This is a genomic window from Rhizobium sp. 0TCS1.26 (genome assembly GCF_050455525.1).
Classification (GTDB): Bacteria; Pseudomonadota; Alphaproteobacteria; order Rhizobiales; family Rhizobiaceae; genus Neorhizobium.
This window is the reverse complement of sequence record NZ_JBCIYV010000001.1, coordinates 208,544-227,785: the sequence shown is the minus strand read 5'-3', so window position 1 is coordinate 227,785 and position 19,242 is coordinate 208,544. Positions and strand designations below refer to the sequence as shown.

General features: G+C 63.1%; 20 protein-coding genes. 15 read left to right on the top strand and 5 right to left on the bottom strand.

Annotated features, from left to right (window positions below; genetic code table 11):
* Positions 1-65 precede the first annotated feature (65 nt).
* Positions 66-200, bottom strand: coding sequence for a hypothetical protein (locus AAIH46_RS01175; RefSeq protein WP_430303678.1), 135 nt, complete (start codon positions 198-200; stop codon positions 66-68).
* 34 nt (positions 201-234) lie between these two features.
* Positions 235-390: a hypothetical protein gene (locus AAIH46_RS01170; protein WP_430303676.1), complete on the bottom strand. Its 156-nt coding sequence runs from the start codon at positions 388-390 to the stop codon at positions 235-237.
* Positions 391-838: 448 nt separating this feature from the next.
* Here AAIH46_RS01170 and coaD point away from each other — a divergent pair, with 448 nt between their 5' ends.
* From coaD to tgt, 5 genes are all read left to right on the top strand, one after another.
* Positions 839-1,345 (top strand): pantetheine-phosphate adenylyltransferase, encoded by a 507-nt coding sequence (gene coaD / locus AAIH46_RS01165; protein ID WP_430303675.1) that lies wholly within the window; start codon positions 839-841, stop codon positions 1,343-1,345.
* Positions 1,346-1,371: 26 nt separating this feature from the next.
* Positions 1,372-1,938 carry a peptidylprolyl isomerase gene (locus AAIH46_RS01160; RefSeq protein WP_430303674.1) on the top strand — a complete coding sequence of 189 codons (567 nt, stop codon included), beginning with the start codon at positions 1,372-1,374 and terminating at the stop codon, positions 1,936-1,938.
* 83 nt (positions 1,939-2,021) lie between these two features.
* The gene (locus AAIH46_RS01155; protein WP_430303673.1) at positions 2,022-2,528 is read left to right on the top strand and encodes a peptidylprolyl isomerase; all 507 of its coding nucleotides are present in this window, start codon (positions 2,022-2,024) and stop codon (positions 2,526-2,528) included.
* Positions 2,529-2,659: 131 nt separating this feature from the next.
* Positions 2,660-3,748, top strand: a complete 1,089-nt coding sequence (queA, locus tag AAIH46_RS01150) for a tRNA preQ1(34) S-adenosylmethionine ribosyltransferase-isomerase QueA (RefSeq protein WP_430303672.1) — start codon at positions 2,660-2,662, stop codon at positions 3,746-3,748.
* Positions 3,745-4,866, top strand: a complete 1,122-nt coding sequence (gene tgt / locus AAIH46_RS01145; protein WP_430303671.1) for a tRNA guanosine(34) transglycosylase Tgt — start codon at positions 3,745-3,747, stop codon at positions 4,864-4,866. The genes queA and tgt overlap by 4 nt, the downstream gene beginning before the upstream one ends.
* 30 nt (positions 4,867-4,896) lie before the next feature.
* On the opposite strand, the gene AAIH46_RS01140 is transcribed toward tgt, so the two are convergent.
* Positions 4,897-5,358 carry a DUF4864 domain-containing protein gene (locus tag AAIH46_RS01140; RefSeq protein ID WP_430303670.1) on the bottom strand — a complete coding sequence of 154 codons (462 nt, stop codon included), beginning with the start codon at positions 5,356-5,358 and terminating at the stop codon, positions 4,897-4,899.
* A 216-nt stretch (positions 5,359-5,574) separates the two neighbouring features.
* Here AAIH46_RS01140 and AAIH46_RS01135 point away from each other — a divergent pair, with 216 nt between their 5' ends.
* Together AAIH46_RS01135 and AAIH46_RS01130 are read left to right on the top strand one after the other, a co-directional pair.
* Positions 5,575-6,828 carry an MFS transporter gene (locus AAIH46_RS01135; RefSeq protein WP_430303668.1) on the top strand — a complete coding sequence of 418 codons (1,254 nt, stop codon included), beginning with the start codon at positions 5,575-5,577 and terminating at the stop codon, positions 6,826-6,828.
* A gap of 61 nt (positions 6,829-6,889) precedes the next feature.
* Positions 6,890-7,471, top strand: a complete 582-nt coding sequence (locus AAIH46_RS01130; RefSeq protein ID WP_430303667.1) for a J domain-containing protein — start codon at positions 6,890-6,892, stop codon at positions 7,469-7,471.
* A gap of 225 nt (positions 7,472-7,696) precedes the next feature.
* Here the strand turns inward: AAIH46_RS01130 and AAIH46_RS01125 are convergent, their stop codons facing one another.
* Positions 7,697-8,035 (bottom strand): hypothetical protein, encoded by a 339-nt coding sequence (locus AAIH46_RS01125; protein ID WP_430303666.1) that lies wholly within the window; start codon positions 8,033-8,035, stop codon positions 7,697-7,699.
* A 182-nt stretch (positions 8,036-8,217) separates the two neighbouring features.
* On the opposite strand from AAIH46_RS01125, the gene AAIH46_RS01120 reads away from it, so the two are divergent.
* The 5 genes from AAIH46_RS01120 to AAIH46_RS01100 all read left to right on the top strand — a co-directional run bounded on the left by AAIH46_RS01120 (position 8,218) and on the right by AAIH46_RS01100 (position 14,636).
* A complete protein-coding gene (locus tag AAIH46_RS01120; RefSeq protein ID WP_430303665.1) occupies positions 8,218-8,490 on the top strand; it encodes a hypothetical protein in 273 nt (90 codons plus the stop codon).
* 387 nt (positions 8,491-8,877) lie between these two features.
* Complete coding sequence (locus AAIH46_RS01115) at positions 8,878-10,647, top strand: putative bifunctional diguanylate cyclase/phosphodiesterase (protein WP_430303664.1); 1,770 nt, start codon at positions 8,878-8,880, stop codon at positions 10,645-10,647.
* A gap of 147 nt (positions 10,648-10,794) precedes the next feature.
* On the top strand, positions 10,795-11,811 hold the full coding sequence (locus AAIH46_RS01110) for an iron ABC transporter substrate-binding protein (protein ID WP_430303663.1): 1,017 nt from the start codon (positions 10,795-10,797) through the stop codon (positions 11,809-11,811).
* 228 nt (positions 11,812-12,039) lie between these two features.
* The gene (locus AAIH46_RS01105) at positions 12,040-13,554 is read left to right on the top strand and encodes an ABC transporter permease (protein WP_430303662.1); all 1,515 of its coding nucleotides are present in this window, start codon (positions 12,040-12,042) and stop codon (positions 13,552-13,554) included.
* Positions 13,551-14,636 carry an ABC transporter ATP-binding protein gene (locus AAIH46_RS01100; RefSeq protein WP_430303661.1) on the top strand — a complete coding sequence of 362 codons (1,086 nt, stop codon included), beginning with the start codon at positions 13,551-13,553 and terminating at the stop codon, positions 14,634-14,636. The genes AAIH46_RS01105 and AAIH46_RS01100 overlap by 4 nt, the downstream gene beginning before the upstream one ends.
* A 70-nt stretch (positions 14,637-14,706) precedes the next feature.
* Here AAIH46_RS01100 and AAIH46_RS01095 read toward each other — a convergent pair whose 3' ends face one another.
* Positions 14,707-15,867 carry an ROK family transcriptional regulator gene (locus AAIH46_RS01095; protein WP_430303660.1) on the bottom strand — a complete coding sequence of 387 codons (1,161 nt, stop codon included), beginning with the start codon at positions 15,865-15,867 and terminating at the stop codon, positions 14,707-14,709.
* Between the two features lie 181 nt (positions 15,868-16,048).
* Here AAIH46_RS01095 and AAIH46_RS01090 point away from each other — a divergent pair, with 181 nt between their 5' ends.
* The 3 genes from AAIH46_RS01090 to AAIH46_RS01080 all read left to right on the top strand — a co-directional run bounded on the left by AAIH46_RS01090 (position 16,049) and on the right by AAIH46_RS01080 (position 19,240).
* Positions 16,049-17,356: an extracellular solute-binding protein gene (locus tag AAIH46_RS01090; RefSeq protein WP_430303659.1), complete on the top strand. Its 1,308-nt coding sequence runs from the start codon at positions 16,049-16,051 to the stop codon at positions 17,354-17,356.
* Positions 17,357-17,428: 72 nt separating this feature from the next.
* On the top strand, positions 17,429-18,319 hold the full coding sequence (locus AAIH46_RS01085) for a carbohydrate ABC transporter permease (RefSeq protein WP_430303658.1): 891 nt from the start codon (positions 17,429-17,431) through the stop codon (positions 18,317-18,319).
* Positions 18,320-18,322: 3 nt separating this feature from the next.
* Positions 18,323-19,240 (top strand): ABC transporter permease subunit, encoded by a 918-nt coding sequence (locus AAIH46_RS01080; RefSeq protein WP_430303657.1) that lies wholly within the window; start codon positions 18,323-18,325, stop codon positions 19,238-19,240.
* The last annotated feature ends 2 nt before the right edge of the window (positions 19,241-19,242 follow it).

Genomic DNA, 19,242 nt, shown 5'->3' with positions numbered 1-19,242 from the left:
GATGCCCGGCTTTTTTATGTCTGTAATGTGATGATGAGGGGGTGAGAAAACCTGGGATGCGGCGCTCAGAATGCGCTGTGGCGGCGTGCGAAGTCGCGAAGGTTTTCCCGCTCGCGCCGCAGTTCCGTAATGGTCGACGCCACCGTCGCCACGAACATCGTGCTGATCAATCCAGCGAGCACAATCATCGTTACGTACATGGCGTCTTCCTTTCGAGGTTTCCTCGAACCGCCCCTAGTAGTAGGGCTGTCCGACGTATTGACCGGTCAACTGGGTATAGTTGAAGTTCGGTGTGTTGGACTTTCCTTCGTAGAGCGTGAAGGTCGCCGTCATCATCACGGCAATCACCGCGGTCCACACCAGATTGATCATCGTAATCGTATCCGGCATGACCGTTTTCCTCTTGGCGAACATCTCCAACTTCCTTTTCATTTGCCCAACGCGCTGGGTGCGCACGAGTTCCGCACGAGTATGAGAGAAACTTAACCTTCGGCCGGTGAAGCCATGCTGAAGGCGCCGTTCATCTGGCGTTCAGGTTTCGTTAATCTTTTGCCAAGGGAGCCGAATGGAGCGCATAGGCGTCTTGCACATGCTGTACGCCCACCTCGATGATGAGAGACAGGAGAGCTGCACCAAGCATGAGCACCACGAGCATTGTCGGTTCCCTCGAGCCGGCCGCGTGCCACGTCTTGTGCATCACCAACCGACGATGTGGATTAGAGCAGTCCACGCCTGAAACGGCCTTGAATGGAGCGTTCATCCGCCGTTCAGCGGGTGCTGCCGCTTGCGAAGCCCGCCGGTCCATGACAAAAGGCGGGAAATCGCCAGACGAGGTTCCATGACGATCGCCTTCTATCCGGGATCCTTCGATCCGATGACGAACGGCCACCTGGACGTCCTGATCCAGGCGCTGAACGTCGCCGACCGGGTCATGGTGGCGATCGGCATCCATCCTGGCAAAGTGCCGATGTTTTCCTTCGAGGAGCGGGCCGACCTGATCCGGGCCTCGCTGTCGGCCGCTCTGCCGGAGCGGTCCGATGCGGTGGAGGTGACTTCGTTCGACGGACTGGTGGTCGAAGCGGCGCGCAAGCATGGGGCACGGATCCTCATCCGCGGACTGCGCGACGGAACGGATCTCGATTACGAGATGCAGATGGCCGGCATGAACGGTGCCATGGCGCCCGATATCCAGACCGTGTTCCTGCCGGCCGGAACCGCATCGCGGCCCATTACCGCCACATTGGTTCGCCAGATCGCCATGATGGGCGGCAATGTCGAAGCCTTCGTGCCGCCTCCGGTCCTCGATGCGCTTCGCCTGAAGCTGCAGTCGACGCCGAAACGCTGACACGCCTTTCAACACGGAGCCTTTTGATGAAACTCGTTTCCCTCGCTCTCGCCGGCGTCATCGCCGCAGCCTCGTTCACCGCGCAGGCCTATGCTGCTGCAGACGACTTCCTGAAGATCCAGCTGAAGGACGGTCCCGTCGTCGTGCAGCTGATGCCGGAGGTGGCACCAAAGCACGTGGCGCAGGTGAAGAAGCTGGTCGCCGACGGCAAGTATGACAATGTCGCCTTCCACCGGGTGATCCAGGGCTTCATGGCGCAGACCGGCGACGTGCAGTATGGCAATACGACGAAGGGCTTTGATGCCCGCCGCGCCGGCACCGGCGCCTCGGACCTGCCGAACCTGCCGGCCGAATTTTCCAAGGTTCCGTTCGAACGCGGCACCGTCGGCATGGCGCGCTCGCAGGATCCGAACTCGGCGAACTCGCAGTTCTTCATCATGTTCGACCAGGGCTCCTTCCTCAACGGCCAGTACACGGTTATCGGCAAGGTGGTCTCCGGCATGGAGAACGTCGACAAGATCAAGCGCGGCAAGGGCGGCAACGGTGAGGTTGCCGATCCGGACCGGATGATCAAGGTTACCCTCGGGAAGTAATCCTCCCGGGATATCACCAGAAATTCAGGCGGGCTTCATGCACCGCGTCACGGGGCAACGCCCCAACATCCAAGGAGAAGAACATGGCCGAGATCAAAGATCCGGAAAACACCATCGTCATGGAAACCACCAAAGGCAAGGTTGTCATCGCCCTGATGCCTGATCTGGCTCCCGGCCACGTCGCGCGCATCAAGGAACTGGCCCGCGAAGGCGCCTATGACGGCGTTGTCTTCCACCGCGTCATTTCCGGTTTCATGGCGCAGACCGGCGACGTGAAGTTCGGCAAGCAGGGTGGCGGCCTCGACCGCGCCGGCATGGGCGGTTCCGACAAGCCGAACCTGAAGGCCGAATTCTCCGCCGTCAAGCATCTGCGCGGCGTCTGCTCCATGGCTCGCTCCAGCGATCCGAATTCTGCAAACTCGCAGTTCTTCATCGTCTTCGACGACGCCACCTTCCTGGACAAGCAGTACACCGTCTGGGGCCAGGTCGTAGAAGGCATGGAGAATGTCGATTCGATCACCAAGGGCGAACCGCCGAAGACGCCGGATTCGATCGTCTCGATGAAGGTCGCGGCCGACATCGCCGCCTGATCCGGGCCGCAGGCTTGTGACGACAAGCGCTCCGGTTCGTCCGGGGCGCTTTTCTTTTGCGTCTGCTGTCGCTATCTGCGGGCAGGAGAGCAACCTTTCATCCATCACCAGGCGCCAGACCGTTCGAACCTATGCGTGTAGACGACTTCGACTTCGATCTCCCGGACGACAACATCGCGCTGCGGCCGGCGAACCCGCGGGATGCGGCGCGCCTGCTGGTCGTGCGCCCGGATCAAGAGCCGCTGCTGGAAAACCGGATCGTCCGCGACCTGCCGTCGCTGCTGCGGGCCGGTGACGCTCTGGTGTTCAACGACACCAAGGTCATTCCGGCCCAGCTTGAGGGCGTTCGCTCGCGCGACGGCGCGCCGGATCTTGCGGTCTCGGCGACGCTGCATATGCGTGTGGCAGCCGATCGCTGGAAGGCCTTCGCCAGACCCGGCAAGCGGCTGAAGACCGGTGACCGCATCCGTTTCGGCCATTCCGGGGAAAGCTGCGCCATCGGCCAGCTGGACGCAGTTCTGGAGGCGAAAGGTGAGGGTGGCGAGGTGACGCTGCGCTTTGACCTGTCGGGGCCAGCACTCGACGAGGCGATCATGGCGGTCGGACATATTCCGCTGCCGCCCTATATTGCTGCCAAGCGTCCCGAAGACGCCCAGGACAGCAAGGACTACCAGACCATCTATGCGCGCGAGGATGGTGCCGTAGCGGCGCCGACCGCCGGCCTGCATTTCACGCCGGAGCTCTTTGCAGCGCTCGATGCGGCGGGTGTGGAACGGCATTTCGTCACCCTGCATGTCGGCGCCGGCACGTTCCTGCCGGTGAAGGTGGACGACACCGCCGACCACAAGATGCATTCCGAAATCGGCCATGTCAGTCGCGAGACGGCCGAGCGGCTGAATGCGGTGCGCGCCCGGGGAGGGCGCATCGTCTGCGTCGGCACGACCTCGCTGCGGCTGCTGGAGAGCGCCGCCGCCGAAGACGGAACGATCGAAGCCTGGTCGGGCGCCACCGACATCTTCATCACGCCCGGCTACCGGTTTCGCGCCGTCGACGTGCTGATGACCAACTTCCACCTGCCGCGCTCGACGCTGTTCATGCTCGTCTCGGCGTTCGCCGGTATCGAACCGATGCGCGCAGCCTACGACCACGCGATCGCCACCGGCTATCGTTTCTATTCCTACGGCGATTCCAGCCTGTTGTTCCGGACCACCGCACCATGACCGAAAACTTCCAGTTCACCCTGAAGACGACGGACGGAAACGCCCGCCTCGGCGAGATCTCCATGCCGCGCGGGACGATCCGTACGCCGGCCTTCATGCCGGTCGGCACCGTCGGAACTGTCAAGGCGATGTATCTCGACCAGGTCCGCGAGACCGGCGCCGACATCATTCTCGGCAACACCTATCACCTGATGCTGCGACCGGGCGCCGAACGCGTGGCGCGCCTTGGTGGCCTGCACGAACTGATCCGCTGGCCCTATCCGATCCTCACGGACTCGGGCGGGTTCCAGGTGATGTCGCTGTCGGGCTTGCGCAAGCTCGACGAACAGGGCGTCACCTTCAAGAGTCATATCGACGGCAGCCTGCACCACATGTCGCCGGAGCGGTCGATCGAGATCCAAGGGCTGCTGGACAGCGATATCCAGATGCAGCTCGACGAGTGCGTTGCGCTGCCGGCCGAGCCCAAGGAAATCGAGCGGGCGATGGAACTGTCGCTGCGCTGGGCGGAGCGCTGCCGGGTGGCGTTCGGCGAGCAGCCGGGCAAGGCGATGTTCGGCATCGTCCAGGGTGGCGACCAGCCGGATCTGCGCGTGCGTTCGGCGCAAGGCCTGACCCAGCTCGACCTGAAGGGCTATGCGGTGGGCGGCCTTGCAGTCGGCGAGCCGCAGGCGGTGATGCTGGAGATGCTCGGCATCACGCTACCGGTACTTCCGACGGAAAAGCCGCGCTACCTGATGGGCGTCGGCACGCCGGACGACATCATCAAGTCGGTCGCGCGCGGCATCGACATGTTCGACTGCGTCATGCCGACACGTGCCGGTCGCCACGGGCTCGCCTTCACCCGCAAGGGCAAGGTCAACATCCGCAATGCCAAGCACGCCGAAGACAAGCGGCCCCTCGACGACCAGTCGAGCTGCCCGGCGGCGCGGGACTATTCGCGCGCCTACCTGCACCACCTGGTGCGCGCCAACGAGGCGCTCGGCGGCATGCTGCTGACGTGGAACAACATTTCCTACTACCAGGACCTGATGCAGGGCATCCGCACGGCCATCGCCGAGGGCCGCTACGAGGACTTCATGGCCGAGACGCAGGAAGCCTGGGCACGCGGCGACGATTGATTTTCGAGGCAGGGATGTTTGACGAGGCGTTCAGATGCCGGTGCTGGCGGACTTTGCGAGCATCCGCACGCCGTTGATCTTGTAGCTTCCGTCGTCCTGCAGGCGCATGTCGTAGATCGCCGTCCAGTCCTTCGCGTCGCTGCCGGTGCCGGTCACCTCCTGCAGGACGATCTCGCCGCCACCGACCAGTTTCGAGCGGCCGAAGGCATAGCGGTCGGCACGCGACAACGGCGCGTAGCGCTTCTTCACCATGTCGAGAAAGGTCGTCTGATCGGGAAACAGGCTGCGGATGTCCGGCGAGGCAAAACCGTAGGCCGCCGCAGCGTCGCCGCTGCGCAGCGCATCGATCTGCCGGGTGATGATGGCCTGCGCGTCCTCAACCGGATCCTCGGCGTGTGCCAAGGGCGCCGGCATCACGAAGATGATGCCTGACAAGACGAACAAGAGATGAGCCGCCAGACGGCGAGCGGCAAAGGCGAATCGGGCGGGCATTCGCATTCTCCTCTTTGAGACGGCAGGATAGCGCATATCCGCCGCCGGTGAAGCGCCTCGAAACGGAGCGGCCGCAGACGGCAGGTCCTCGAGTGTTTCCTGTCTGCCACTACGCGCGATTTCGGAATGCCGATCACCGCGCACCGGCGGCATGCGCCCTTGTTCTTGTTGCAGTGCAATGCGAGGAGAAGGCGCACCAGTTCCCGGACAATCCCGATGCCCATCCTCGCACCGCCTGCGTTGCTGTTCTTCTGCAACGCGCTGCTTTTCGTTTCGCTGTTCACCCGCCTGCCGGCTATCCAGGACGGCATGGGCATCGACAAGGCAATGCTGGGACTGGCGCTGCTCGGCGCACCTGCAGGCACATTTCTGGCACTGCCGATCGCCGGCCGCGTGACGACTGCACTTACGCCGCGGGTCACGGCTCCGCTGATGCTGGCGATCGCCGCGCTGATCACGCCGATCCTGACGATCGTGCCGGCCTGGGCATTCTTCCTGTGCTTCCTGCTGTTCGGCTTCTTTCGCACCATACTCGACGTCTCGGCAAACATGATCGCGACCGGCATCGAGAGCCGCACCGGCCGCAAGGTCCTGTCGCGCAGCCACGGCTTCTGGTCGATCGGCCTGCTGGTCGGCTCGCTCGTCTCCGGTTTTCTGGCCGCACGTGGCGTATCGCCGTTCGAGCAGCAGTCGGGCGCGGCGCTGGTCGTCGTCGTCGCCTGCCTCGTGGTGCTCAGGATCGCGCCCGTCGAGCCGCGGACGGCGGATCAGGCGGGCACCCGCCGCCAGGTGTTCGTCATGCCGGACCGGATGATCATCCTGATCTGCCTCATGGTCTTCGGCATCGGCATCAGCGAAGGGGCGATCTACGACTGGGGCATCTTCTACCTGCGCGAAGTGCTGCAGGCCGATGCCGCGACCGCCGGCGTCCTCTATGCCGGCTTCACTGTCGGCATGGGCGCCACGCGACTGGTTGGCGACAGGCTGCGCGAGATGTTCAGCGCGGCGACGCTGGTGCGCGGTTCCGCCGCCTGCGTCGCTCTCGGGATCATCCTGCTGCTGCTCGCCAGCAATCTTGTCATCGCTGCGCTGGCTCTGTTTGCCATCGGCTGCGGCGTGGCTCTCGGCTTTCCGCTCGCGGTCGCCACGACGATCGAGCGCGGGCAGGGGTCGGTCGCCGACAATCTCGCCGCCCTGGCGCTGACCCTGCTGCTTGCCAATATCGGCGTTCCGCCGCTGCTCGGCTTCGTTGCCGAGCATGCGAGCCTGTCGATCAGCTTTGCGGTCCTCTTGCCGTTCCTCTGGCTGAGCTTCATCATGGCGCCTGTTGCGCAGGGGCGCATTCCACGGTTTCTCATGGCAACGAAGGCGCGTGGCGGGCAGCCGCGGCACGTCGCCAGCGAGACCGCGGCGAATGGGGAAAACGACGTTTCGGCCCCGGTTTCGCCACAAGAAGTGGCGAGGGGTTGAGGCTTGCCGCATCAGAGACTACGAGAGGGTGACCTTGGACAGTTTGAAACCAGGTGGAACCGTGATCGACCCCTACAAGACGCTGGGCGTAGCGCGTGAAGCGGATGGCGCCGCCATCAAGTCGGCCTACCGCACACGTGCCAAGACGTCCCATCCCGATGCCGGCGGCGACGTCGACGCGTTCTCCAAGCTGACAGCCTGCTACGAGCTGCTGCTCGATCCGGTTCGGCGCAAGATCTACGACGACACCGGCTATGACCCGCAGCTGACCGACGCCAAGGATCTTGAAGGGATGCTGGTGCTCGATGCGCTGGTAAACGAGATCATTCTCGACGAGCGGCAGCCCGGCAGTTTCGATCCGGTCGCCGCGATGCGCCGCAAGCTGACCGACCAGGTGGTCAACACGCGCTTTCACATTCTCGAGCTGGAGCGCCATCGCGGCCGTATCCGCAACCATATGGACCGCATGGGCAGACGTCCGGACAGCGACGTGCTGGGGCGGATGCTGTCGGCGCGCTGCAATGCGATCGCCGACGCCATCGGCAAGGCCGAGGCCGAGATCGAGGTCATCGAGCAGGCCTATACGATGCTTGAAGGCTATTCCTACGAGCTCGATCTCGAGACGCCGAAGGCTGCCGAATAGACATCGTGTGACTGGGGAAGGTTCGGGATGACCCCGGGCCGGATAGGTGGGAAGCTCGCCTGCCAATTCGTCGGCCATGGGCAGAAAGCGAAAAAATGCCCATGTTCTCCATCCCTATCGCGTCCGCTTGACACGGCCCGGGCTCGCAATTCGCACCACCAAGAGACGGAAAGTGTTCCTCAATTTCCAAGCCGCGGGCCTTTCGCACCGACCGACAGCTAAGCGTCAGTGGCCGAGCCCGTGCGGCACGTCCTCGAACTGCTGGTCTTCCTCGGTCTTTGCCAGGCGAAGAACATAGTCCTCGGCGGCATCGGCCAAGGACAGGGCAATTTCCGCCGACCCGAGACCCTGCCTCCGCAAGCCCTCGATCATTTCCAGCATTGCCGCCTCGACCTTGAAGCGGCAGCGGATGCTGGGTTCAGCTGCGTCGTCTGCTGCAATATAGCGTTGCGCCATGAGCCTGTGCTCCTCGAATAGACGTGAGCATGCCACATGTTTTTCGCCGATCAAGAAGATGATTAAAGAACGGTTAACGACCGCGCTGGATGCGCCGATCTGGGACATCCCGGCTTGCCTCACGCCGTTCGACATCAGAACCCGTTTCAGGTCGATGCACTACTGCGTGGCTCCGATACCCGGGCCTCTCTGCGTGTGAACGGCGCGTTGATTCTCGCTCTGATAGTCACGATGCGGAACCAAATCCATCACACCAGCATTAACCGTGCAGACAAGAAGGAGGAATGAACATGAGCTACAGCCCCAATGATCGTGGTCCGGACATCCCGCCGACCAGAGGCCGCACGCGTTCAACCGGACTCTGGGTTGGTCTTGCTGCTCTCCTGCTGATCGGTGGTTTTGTCTGGATGCAGGCCGGCACCTCGCCGACCGATCCGACGACGACGTCCTCGACAACCGACACCACGACGCCGGCAGTCCCCGCGGCTCCGCAGAACAACATGGCGCCGCAGACCGGTAACGGCACGACGCAGCCGTCGACGGCCACCCCGTCGCAGCCGTAAGTCTTCCACGTTTTGCCTGACGCCTCTCCCTGTTTCGCAGGGGGAGGCGGTTTCACTGCTGTCTCTGGCCACGCGCAATTCTCGCCCATAGTGCGCAATTTTCGCCGAAAGGCTGAAAGCTGCCCGCATCGGTAGTTTTGCTTCACATGTTCCTAACCCTATCTGCGATGATCGTTGGCGAGAGCGTCAATCCACCCTTGGCGTTTCAAAGCGGGGCAGCATATTAACCCCCATAAGCGATTTGTAAGCTTGCCGACGGCATGATGCCTCGGGACTGCATCCGCATCGACGCATCCACTGGGACGGGTCGGGCTGCACTACACAATTTTATCATTATCGACCATCGGCGTTCGCGGATCAGGATCCTCGGCGGCAGGAGCAATGCACATGATCATGCAGGACGAAGTCGCGCGCCTTGCCGCCTTGCGGAACCTGAAGCTTCTCGACACGATGCCGAGTGAGAGTTTCGACCGGATAACGCGCATGGTGGCCCGGGTCTTTGGGCTGCCGATCTCGGCAATCTCGCTGACAGATACGGACCGCCAGTGGTTCAAGTCGAAGGTCGGCGTCGAGCACAACGAGATACCGCGTTTCAAGGCGCCGTGCGCCATGGTGGCGGAAACGGGCCAGCTGCTGGTCATCCCCGATTTTCAAGAGGACGCGTATTTCCGCGACAGCCCCCTCGGTGAAGCCGGCATTCGCTTCTATGCCGGCGCGCCGCTCGTCACGCGCGACGGCTTTGGACTAGGTGCTCTGTGCATTCTCGGTGAGGAACCGCGCGAGATTTCCGATCAGGAGGTGAACGCACTGGTCGATCTTGCGGCAATGGTGATGGATCAGATCGAGCTGCATCATGCGGTGGGCCGCATCGAAGCGTCGAGTGGACTGCCCAATCGCTTCCAGCTGCTCAACGACCTGGCCGACCTGATGAAGCACGCGGACGGTTCGCCGCAGATCATCAGCCTGCTCGATCTGGCGCAAACGGCACAGTTCGACCGTCTGTCACGCGTGCTTGGCCCGAGCCACATGGATGAGACGATCCGCAGCGTCACCCGGATCCTGGCAAAACACGTCGGCCCGGACGGGGCGGCCTACCATATCGGACCGACGCAGTTCGTGTTCATGGCACCCAAGCCGGTGGCGCTTAACACTTATGCAAAACAGCTCGACCGGCGTCTGCGCGAGATCGAGAACCGCAACGATTTCCACATGACCATGACGCCGTCGATCGGCGTCATGGAGTTCGATCCGCGCGCAATGCAGGGGGAGGACGTGCTGCGGTCGCTGCAGAGCGCCCTTCAGGATGCCCGTGACGCCGACAACGGCATCGGGCTGTTTTCCGCCACCACCGATCTTCGCCACCGCCGCGATTTCCGTCTCCTGCAGGACCTGCCTGCGGCGCTTGAAGCCGACGACCAGCTGTTCCTGGTTTTCCAGCCGCGCATGGAGGTCGAGACGGGCGCGGTCAGGGTCGCCGAAGTGCTGCTGCGCTGGCAGCATCCGACGCTCGGATTGATCTCGCCGGCGGAATTCATCCCGATCGTCGAAGCCTCGACCCTTGCCCGGCAGTTGACCGACTGGGTGCTGCGCGAGTCTTTCCGTCACCTGAGCGCCTGGCGCAAGCGCGGCATCGACCTCAACCTCTCCATCAACATTTCCGCCTTGAACCTTCAGGAGAAAGACTTTTTCGAGCGGCTGTTGGCGAAGTTCGAACGCTACGGGATCGTCCCCAGCGACATCGAGCTGGAGTTGACGGAGACGGCGGTGATGAAGGAGACCGAACGCAGCTTTGATTTGCTGCGGCAGATCACCGGCACAGGCACAAGGCTTGCCATCGACGATTTCGGCACCGGCTACAGCAGCCTTGCCTACATGCAGAAGCTGCCGGCGGACGTTGTGAAGATCGATCGATCGTTCATCAGCGACATGGTCAACGGCGATCGGGAGCGGGTCCTCGTGCGCTCGATGATCAACCTGTCGCACAGCCTCGGCTACCGGGTGGTGGCGGAAGGGGTCGAGTCGCTGGAGATGGCGGATCTACTGCAGGCGCAGGGCTGCGACGAAATCCAGGGCTTCTGGCTTTCGCGACCGATGCGGGCACCGGCACTGATGGATTGGCTGGCGGAACGCGACGGGCAGAGACTTCGCCTCGCTTGACGCTTCGTGCGCGGGGGCTCCGCGACCCATTCAAGCGTTTGTGATCACGGCACGCTTCGAATAACTTGAATACGTTCATCAGGAAAAGTTAGCGTCTCCTCCGTCAGCCGCCGGGACAGGCGCGCGACGTGCCAAGGAGGGCTCCCGATGACCAATCTGATCACCCGCCGCGTTACGCTCGGTCTTGCCGCATCGCTGCTTGCCGCCACGACACTCGCCGGTCCAGCCAGCGCGCAGGATGCCGAGGGCATCGTCGTCTACAATGCGCAGCACGAAAGCCTGACGCGCGAATGGATCGAGGCTTTTACCAAGGAGACCGGCATCAAGGTCACCTTGCGCCAGGGCAGCGACATGCAGTTCGCCAACCAGATCGTCCAGGAAGCCGAAGCCTCTCCGGCTGACGTCTTCCTCACCGAAAATTCGCCGGCCATGACGCTCGTCGACCGCGCCGGCCTGTTCGCGCCGGTGGACAAGGAGACGCTTGATCTGGTGCCGGCCGAATACCGCCCGGCCGACGGCATGTGGACCGGCATCGCGGCGCGCACCACGGTGTTTGCCTATGACAAGCGCAAGCTGACCGAAGACAAGCTGCCGAAATCGATGGTCGATCTTGCCGATCCGGCCTGGAAGGGCCGCTGGGGTGCAGCACCGGCCGGCGCCGATTTCCAGGCGATCGTCAGTGCCCTGCTGCAGTTGAAGGGCGAGGAGGCGACCGCCAGCTGGCTGAAGGGCCTGAAGGACAACGCCACCGGCTACAAGGGTAACAGCATCGCCATGAAGGCGGTCAATGCGGGCGAGATCGAAGGCGCGATCATTTACCACTACTACTGGTTCGGCGATCAGGCCAAGACCGGCGAGAACAGCAAGAATGTCGGCCTGCACTACTTCAGGAACCAGGATCCAGGCGCGTTCGTCAGCATTTCAGGTGGCGGCGTGCTGAAGGCGACCCAGCACATGAAGGAGGCGCAGGCCTTCCTGAAGTTCATTGCCGGCAAGGGTGGCCAGGACATCCTGAAGAACGGCACCTCCTTCGAATACGCCGTGAATGGCGGTTCCAACCCGAAGCTCGTACCGCTCGAGGATCTCGACGCACCGAAAGTCGACGCTTCGCAGCTGAACAGCAAGAAGGTCGTCGAGCTGATGACCGCTGCCGGCTTGATCTGAGTGAGCGCTTGCGGGCGCACGCGGTTCGCCGCCTCGGGACGCTTGCGCCGTCTGCGGGAAAATCCTAGGGGATGACGGAGACAGGCGCCGCCCATTGCGGCGCTTCGTGTTCTTCTCCGCGATGAAAAGGCGTCCGCCTTGCTGCAGGACAACAGATCTCCCGTGACCGGCCCACTTGCCAGACCCACATCGACAACCGCGGGCCGTACAAGGTTTCCGCGTCCTCGCATGCCGCATGCCGGGGTGACAGCGGTCGCAACGCTCGTCGCCCTGATCAGCCTCGTGCCGCTCGGTTTTGTCGCCTGGATCACCTGGGATGTCGGCTGGCAGACGGTCGAGAGCCTGGTCTTCCGGCCGCGCGTCGGCGAGCTGCTGGTCAACACCGTCCTGCTTGAGGTTCTCACCGTTCCGCTGTCCATCGTGCTCGCGGTAACGCTCGCCTGGCTGACCGAGCGGACGGATATTCCCGGCGCGCGTCTCTGGTCGTGGCTTGCGGTGGCGCCGCTTGCCGTGCCGGCCTTCGTCCACAGCTATGCCTGGGTGAGCCTCATCCCCGGCATGCGCGGCCTGCAGAGCGGCGTCTTCGTCTCGGTGCTCGCCTACTATCCGTTCCTCTATCTGCCGGTTGCCGCAGCGCTGCGGCGTCTCGATCCGGCCATCGAGGATGCCGCCGCTTCGCTCGGCCTCAATCCCCTTCAGGTGTTCCTGCGGGCCGTGTTGCCGCAGTTGCGCCTGGCGATCTGCGGCGGATCTCTGCTGATCGGACTGCATCTTCTGTCGGAATACGGTCTCTACGTGATGATCCGCTTCGACACATTCGCCACCGCCATCGTCGACCAGTTCCAGTCGGCCTATAACAGCCCGGCCGCCAACATGTTGGGCGGCGTGCTGGTCGGCTGCTGCCTGTTCCTGCTCGGCTTCGAGATCCTTGTGCGGGGCAGCGAGCGCTATGCACGGGTCGGCGCCGGATCGGCGCGACCGGCCGACCGCCGCCGGCTGGGAAAGCTTGCCCCGCTCGCCATCCTGCTGCCGGTCCTGCTTGCGGCGCTGACGCTCGGCGTGCCGCTGGTGACGCTCGGTCGCTGGCTGTCGATCGGCGGGGCGGCGATCTGGCGGTTCGATGCCGTCGGCACGGCGTTTGCCCAGACGGTGGTGCTCGCGGTTGCCGGAGGACTGGTGACGACGCTTGCCGCCGTGCCGATGGCATGGCTGTCGATCCGCGCGCCGGGGCGACTGCAGCGCATCCTCGAAGCCTGCCACTACTATGTCGGCTCTCTGCCGGGCGTCGTCGTGGCGCTGGCGCTGGTCACCATCACCGTGCGCCTGGCGCTGCCGCTCTACCAGACCTTCGCGACGCTGACCGTCGCCTATGTGCTGCTCTTCCTGCCGCGCGCCATGGTCGGCCTGCGCGCCAGCATCGCCCAGGCGCCGGTGGAGCTGGAACGGGCGGCAATGGCGCTCGGCCGCACGCCGGGGCAGGCGGTCCGCGAGGTAACCATGCGGCTGGCGGCCCCCGGCTTTGCGGCAAGCGTGGCGCTGGTGGCACTCGGCATTACCAACGAATTGACGGCGACACTGATGCTGTCGCCAAACGGCGTGCAGACGCTTGCCACGCGCTTCTGGTCGCTGACCAGCGAGATCGACTATGTGGCGGCCGCACCTTACGCGGTGATGATGATCGTCCTGTCGCTGCCGCTTACGCTCATTCTCTACAGCCAATCGAAACGGACTTCCGGCCAATGACGCTGCTCGTGCTTCAGGATCTCGTCAAGCAATACGGACCGGTGAGGGCGGTGGACCGTATCTCGCTGAGCGTGCCCCGGGGAAGCCGCACGGCGATCGTCGGGCCGTCGGGATCAGGCAAGACGACGCTGCTGCGGCTGATCGCCGGCTTCGAGCGCCCCGATGCCGGCACGATCACGCTTCATGGCGATGCGCTGGCAGACGGACCGGATGCGGTGCCGGCCCACAAACGCGGCATCGGCATCGTGTCGCAGGACGGGGCGCTGTTTCCGCATCTGAGCGTCGCCGAGAATATCGGCTTCGGAATCGAGCGGGGTAGGGACGGTGGCGGTGTTCTGCGCGAACAGTTGATCGCCGAACTTCTCGACATGGTGGAACTGGACCGGGCGATGCTGACGCGCCGTCCGCACGAGCTTTCCGGCGGCCAGCAGCAGCGGGTCGCATTGGCGCGGGCGCTGGCCCGCAAACCGCAACTGATGCTGCTCGACGAACCATTCTCGGCGCTCGATACGGGCCTGCGCGAAACGATGCGCAAGGCGGTGGCGCGCGTGCTGCAGACGGCAGGCATCACCGCAATTCTCGTCACCCACGACCAGAGCGAGGCACTGTCATTCGCCGACCAGGTCGCCGTGCTGCGCCAGGGCCGGCTGGTTCAGGCCGGACCGCCGCAACGGCTCTACCGGCAGCCCCACGACCGTGAAACGGCGGTATTTCTCGGCGACGCCGTGCTGCTGTCGGCAAGGATGGAGGGCAATTTCGCGCAGTGCGTGCTGGGGAAGATACCGGTCGACCCCGAGAACCTGGCGGGTCGAGCGCAAACAGGGCTTCTCGAGATCCTCCTCAGGCCCGAGCAGATCCGCATCATCTTGGGCGATGATGCCTCGGGGGCAGGGGCAGAGACCCAGGCAAGCGGGCGGGTGACCGAGCTGGAATTCGGTGGCGCCTTCTCGACTGTCGTCGTCGAACTGGATGAGACCGACGCCGAGCCGATCGTCCTCCGCACATCGAGCCTTGATCTTCCGCACGCCGGCGATCGGGTGCGGCTGGCGGTTACCGGCACCGCGCATGTTTTTGCGCCGTGAGGCGCCATGGAGGCCTTGTCTGCTGCGCGCAGGAGGACGGCCCGCCGCCTACCGGCCATCCAAGCCAAGCCTAATAGAAGGTCCGCCGAAACGGCAGGATCGCTGCGCCCATGGCGGCCGCGTCGCTGGGGATCTCCGACACAATGAGCTTCGGTCCACCCCGATGGGCGCCATACCGGGGTCTGTCGAAGATCTTCGTCCGCTCGATCAGCATAGCGGCCAGTCCGGCCGGGATCTGACCGCCAAACACGATTGCTTGAGGATCAAGTGTGGCGCGGATGGCATTGACGAGGCGAATATAGGCCGGCGTCACGTCTTCCACCCAGTCCAATACGCCTGGCCAGTCCCGATCGAAATGGCGGCGCATATAGTGGATCGACGGCACGTCGACGCCATTGAGGTTCAGGCGGTCGATCAGGTGTTGCAACGCAGGTCGCCGCTCGGTCTCGACCTCGTCATACATGCCTGAGAACTCGCCGGCATTGCCATTGCCGCCCTGCAGCAGGTCGCCGTCGATAATCACGCCGCCGCCGAAGCCGTAGTTGAAGCTAAGATAGGCAAAATGCCGAATGAAGCGGCCGATTCCGAACATCGACTCGGCGATGGCGGCAGATTTTCCCGCATTGATGACCCAGGTCGGCCGGTCAAACAGGTCGGTGATGATCGGACCAAGTTCGATCATCGACCATTCGTGCAGGGGCAGCGGCGCATTATGGCGCGTCCCATCGACATGGTAACCGGCTATCGCAAAGCCGACGCCGAAGAACGCCTCTTCGGGAAGGCCGTTCTGCCGCTGCAGGTCGAGGACCTGCTGCTTCACCAGTTGAAGCGCCTGATCCATCGTCGTCTCGCGCAGTGGCACTTCCCGCTCGCCAAGGACCCTGCCGGCGAGATCGATGAGGCAGATGCCGATGATGTCGGTGTTGACCGAGATGCCGCCGGCATAGGCATGCGCACCGTTCAGCTGCAGCATCGGGCTCGGCTGGCCGCGCCCCAGTCCGGGCTTTGCCGAGCCCAGCAAGATGACGTTGCGATCGGCCAGTTGATCGAGGATCCGGTGAACCGACTGCTGGGTAAGATCCGTGTGGGCGGTGATCTCGGAGCGGGAGATGCCAGGATTTCGCCAGATCAGCTGTAGCAGCCGACGCTCGTTGGAGGAAACGACCGTCGTCTCGTTCGCCCGACGAAAGCGAGAGGCGATCAGGGCCTCCGGTACATATCTGACAGGCACGCTCAAATCCACAGGAAGAGTGTAATCGCGAGATGTCTCCATCTGCAGGCCCATCCAGATTAAGCGCGGATAGTAGGGATATCAACCCTCGAATACCGTCACGGAGATGTTACACGTAAAGCGTAGTAAGCCGTTGTCAGGATCGAGCGGGGCTCGGTCTATCTCGGAGGCAAGGGCGACGATGAACAGGTTCACACTGGCAGCTGTGGCTGCCGTTATGGCGGGTGCGGGCTCCGCACAGGCTACCAATTTCGAATTCTGGTATGGCAATACCGGCCCGGTCGAGACTGCGATCAAGGCCCAGTGCGATGCCTTCAACAGCGCGCAGAGCGAGCACAAGGTCACTTGCGTCGGCCAGGGCTCCTACGAAGTTTCGATGCAGAAGGCGATCGCCGCCTACCGCGCCAAGAACCATCCGGTCCTCATCCAGTTCTTCGACGCAGGCACGCTCGACCTGATGCTGTCGGATGCCGTTGAGCCGGTTCAGGATCTGATGCCCGACGTCAAGTGGGACAACTATATCGCCGGCGCTCGCGCCTATTACGAAACCTCCACCGGCAAGCTGTTTGCCCAGCCCTACAACTCCTCGACGCTGCTGTTCTATACGAACAAGACCGAGCTGGAAAAAGCCGGGATCATGCAGACCCCGACGACCTGGGAAGAGGTCATCGATGCCGCCACCAAGCTGAAGGCTGCGGGACACGCGTGCCCGTTCGTCACCGATGGCGACACCTGGCGCGTCCTCGAGCAGTTCTCCGCCCGCCATGGCCTGCCGATCGCAACCAAGCACAACGGCTATGATGGGCTTGATGCGGAATACCTCATCAACACGACGTTTGCCGCCAAGCATCTCGCCAACCTCGTCGAGTGGCGCAAGGAAGGGCTGGTTCGCCTGGCTGCCGACACCAAGGCCGGCAACTACACCGCCGCCTTCAACGCCGGCGAATGCGCGATGATGGAACAGTCCTCCGGTTCCTACGCCGCGGCTTCCAAGGCATTCGACGGCAAGTACCAGCTGACCGTCTCGATGGCCCCGATGTACAAGGGCTTCGAGCGCCACAACACCTTTGTCGGCGGTGCTTCCATCTATGTCATGAAGGGCCACGACAAGGCCGAGATAGAAGCCGCGAAGGCTTTCCTCGACTTCCTTCGCAAGCCGGAACAGCAGATGTTCTTCACGGCGAACACCGGCTACGTGCCGGTAACGACCGATGTTCTGGATGTCATCGCCAAGAGCGACGAGGCGAATTCGCCCAAATATGCGACCGCCAAGGTCGGTGTCGACTCGATGAACCAGCCCGCGACGCCGGACACCCGTGGCATCCGCCTCGGCTTCTACGTGCAGTTCCGCGAAGTCTTCATGGAAGAAACCCAGAAGGCGTTTGCCGGCCAGCAGACCATGCAGATGGCGCTCGACAACACCAAGAAGCGTGGTGACCAGCTGCTGCGCCGCTTCGAGCAGACCTACAAGGGCAAGAAGCTTCCCTGATCGGTCTCAAGGCCCTCCCAGCATGGGGCGGCTCGCTGCCCCATGCCATCCTTCTGTTCCGGAGCTTCCTCCATGTCGTCGGAATCGTCCCTGTTCGGTCATCGCTGGCTGCCGCTTCTCCTGGTGGCACCGCTGATGCTGTTGATCCTGCTGTTCTTCTACGTGCCCGTCTTCCAGGCCTTCTACTGGTCGTTCTTCCTGGAGCAGCCGTTTGGCGGCGGCTCGGAATTCGTCGGCCTGCAGAATTTTCAGCGGGTACTGACCGATCCCGAATTCTGGGCTGCCACTGGCCGCACCGTCATTTTCATGCTGACGGCCTCTTCGCTCGCAGTCATCGTTCCGCTGATGCTGGCGATTGCCGCCGATCGCAAGATCGGCCTCTCCTATGCCGCGCGCAACGTGCTCGTCTGGCCGAAAGGTGTCGCCGGTGCCTCGATCGGTGTCGTCTTCGCCTTCATCTTCAATCCCTTCGTCGGGCTGATGGCGCCGCTCAACGCGCTGTTTCCCGGCCTCTGGAATCCCGGAATCGATGGCACGGATGCCTTCATCACGCTGGTTGGTGCGCATGTCTGGAGCGGCATACCGTTCAACTTCGTCATCCTGCTGGCCGGACTGCGCTCGATCCCTCACACGATGTACCAGGCAGCCGCGATGGACGGCGCCGGCCCGTGGCGGCGCATTATTGACGTGCAGCTGCCGCTGATCATGCCGCACCTGTTCCTGACCTTCGTCCTGGAATTCACCGAGAGCATCACCTCGGTCTTCGCACTGATCGACACCATTACCGGCGGTGGTCCGGGCGGTGCGACCACGCTGCTCGTCTACAAGATCTATGTCGACGGCTTCCGCGGCTTCGATCTTTCCGGCGCTTCAACCCAGACGGCCATCCTGATGGTCTTCGTCCTTCTTCTTGCGGCCTGCCAGTTCTTCTTCCTTGGCCGGCGCATCAATTACGAGCGCTGAGACATGGTCGAGAACGCCCGATCCATCAACATCGCGGCCGGCATCCTGCTCGCCATCGGCATCCTCTATATCGTCGGGCCGCTCTACCTGACGCTGTCGACCGCCTCGCAATCCTACGAATACATGCTGCGCAACGGGCTGGCCTGGCTTCCGGGCACGGAGCTTCTCGCCAACATGAGCAAGGTCATCCATGACACGCGCATCCCGGTGCAGATGCTCAACAGTCTGATCGTCGCCTTCTCGAACGCCCTTGCGACCTGCGTGCTGTCGTTCCTGTCGGCCTATGCGATCGTCTATTTTCGCATCCGCTGGGCAGGCATTGCCTTCGCTCTGATCCTCGCAACCATCATGCTGCCGCTCGATATCCGCGTCATCACCACCTATCAGGTCGCATCGAACGTCTTCTCGCCGCTGAACGCGGTTCTGGATTTCACCGGTCTCAACGGCCTGATCGAGGCGGTCTTCGGCTCACCCGTCCATCTCGAACTGAGCGTGCTCGATACGCATTTCGGTCTGGTCGCGCCTCTGGTGGCACATGGCACCGGCACCTTCCTGTTCCGCCAGTTTTTCCTGACGTTGCCGAAGGATCTGTTCAAGGCAGCACGCATGGACGGGGCAGGGCCGATCCGCTTCCTCTTCGACATTCTCCTGCCGCTTGCGCGCACCAGCTTTGCCTCGCTTTTCGTGCTGACCTTCCTCAGTGGCTGGACGCAATATCTCTGGCCGCTGGTCGGCGCCTCGACACCGGACATGCAGACTGCCGTGGTCGGCCTTGCCCGTCTGGTGCCGGATGCGGACGGCCAGGTGCCGGACTTTCCGATGATCATGGCCGGCGCCGTGCTCGTCTCCCTTGTCCCCTTGACGATGATCGCGCTTTTGCAGCGCTTTCTCGTCCAGGGCCTCGTTCTCTCGGAGAAATGATC

Excerpts from the sequence above, each read along its gene's own strand:
- AAIH46_RS01080 (WP_430303657.1), top strand. The coding sequence starts at position 18,323 with ATGGTCGAGAACGCCCGATCCATCAACATCGCGGCCGGCATCCTGCTC.
- AAIH46_RS01125 (WP_430303666.1), bottom strand. The coding sequence starts at position 8,035 with ATGTCCCAGATCGGCGCATCCAGCGCGGTCGTTAACCGTTCTTTAATC.
- queA (WP_430303672.1), top strand. The coding sequence starts at position 2,660 with ATGCGTGTAGACGACTTCGACTTCGATCTCCCGGACGACAACATCGCG.
- AAIH46_RS01170 (WP_430303676.1), bottom strand. The coding sequence starts at position 390 with ATGCCGGATACGATTACGATGATCAATCTGGTGTGGACCGCGGTGATT.
- AAIH46_RS01135 (WP_430303668.1), top strand. The coding sequence starts at position 5,575 with ATGCCCATCCTCGCACCGCCTGCGTTGCTGTTCTTCTGCAACGCGCTG.
- AAIH46_RS01160 (WP_430303674.1), top strand. The coding sequence starts at position 1,372 with ATGAAACTCGTTTCCCTCGCTCTCGCCGGCGTCATCGCCGCAGCCTCG.
- coaD (WP_430303675.1), top strand. The coding sequence starts at position 839 with ATGACGATCGCCTTCTATCCGGGATCCTTCGATCCGATGACGAACGGC.
- AAIH46_RS01105 (WP_430303662.1), top strand. The coding sequence starts at position 12,040 with ATGCCGCATGCCGGGGTGACAGCGGTCGCAACGCTCGTCGCCCTGATC.
- AAIH46_RS01085 (WP_430303658.1), top strand. The coding sequence starts at position 17,429 with ATGTCGTCGGAATCGTCCCTGTTCGGTCATCGCTGGCTGCCGCTTCTC.
- AAIH46_RS01115 (WP_430303664.1), top strand. The coding sequence starts at position 8,878 with ATGATCATGCAGGACGAAGTCGCGCGCCTTGCCGCCTTGCGGAACCTG.
- AAIH46_RS01110 (WP_430303663.1), top strand. The coding sequence starts at position 10,795 with ATGACCAATCTGATCACCCGCCGCGTTACGCTCGGTCTTGCCGCATCG.
- AAIH46_RS01175 (WP_430303678.1), bottom strand. The coding sequence starts at position 200 with ATGTACGTAACGATGATTGTGCTCGCTGGATTGATCAGCACGATGTTC.
- AAIH46_RS01120 (WP_430303665.1), top strand. The coding sequence starts at position 8,218 with ATGAGCTACAGCCCCAATGATCGTGGTCCGGACATCCCGCCGACCAGA.
- tgt (WP_430303671.1), top strand. The coding sequence starts at position 3,745 with ATGACCGAAAACTTCCAGTTCACCCTGAAGACGACGGACGGAAACGCC.
- AAIH46_RS01140 (WP_430303670.1), bottom strand. The coding sequence starts at position 5,358 with ATGCCCGCCCGATTCGCCTTTGCCGCTCGCCGTCTGGCGGCTCATCTC.
- AAIH46_RS01090 (WP_430303659.1), top strand. The coding sequence starts at position 16,049 with ATGAACAGGTTCACACTGGCAGCTGTGGCTGCCGTTATGGCGGGTGCG.
- AAIH46_RS01155 (WP_430303673.1), top strand. The coding sequence starts at position 2,022 with ATGGCCGAGATCAAAGATCCGGAAAACACCATCGTCATGGAAACCACC.
- AAIH46_RS01100 (WP_430303661.1), top strand. The coding sequence starts at position 13,551 with ATGACGCTGCTCGTGCTTCAGGATCTCGTCAAGCAATACGGACCGGTG.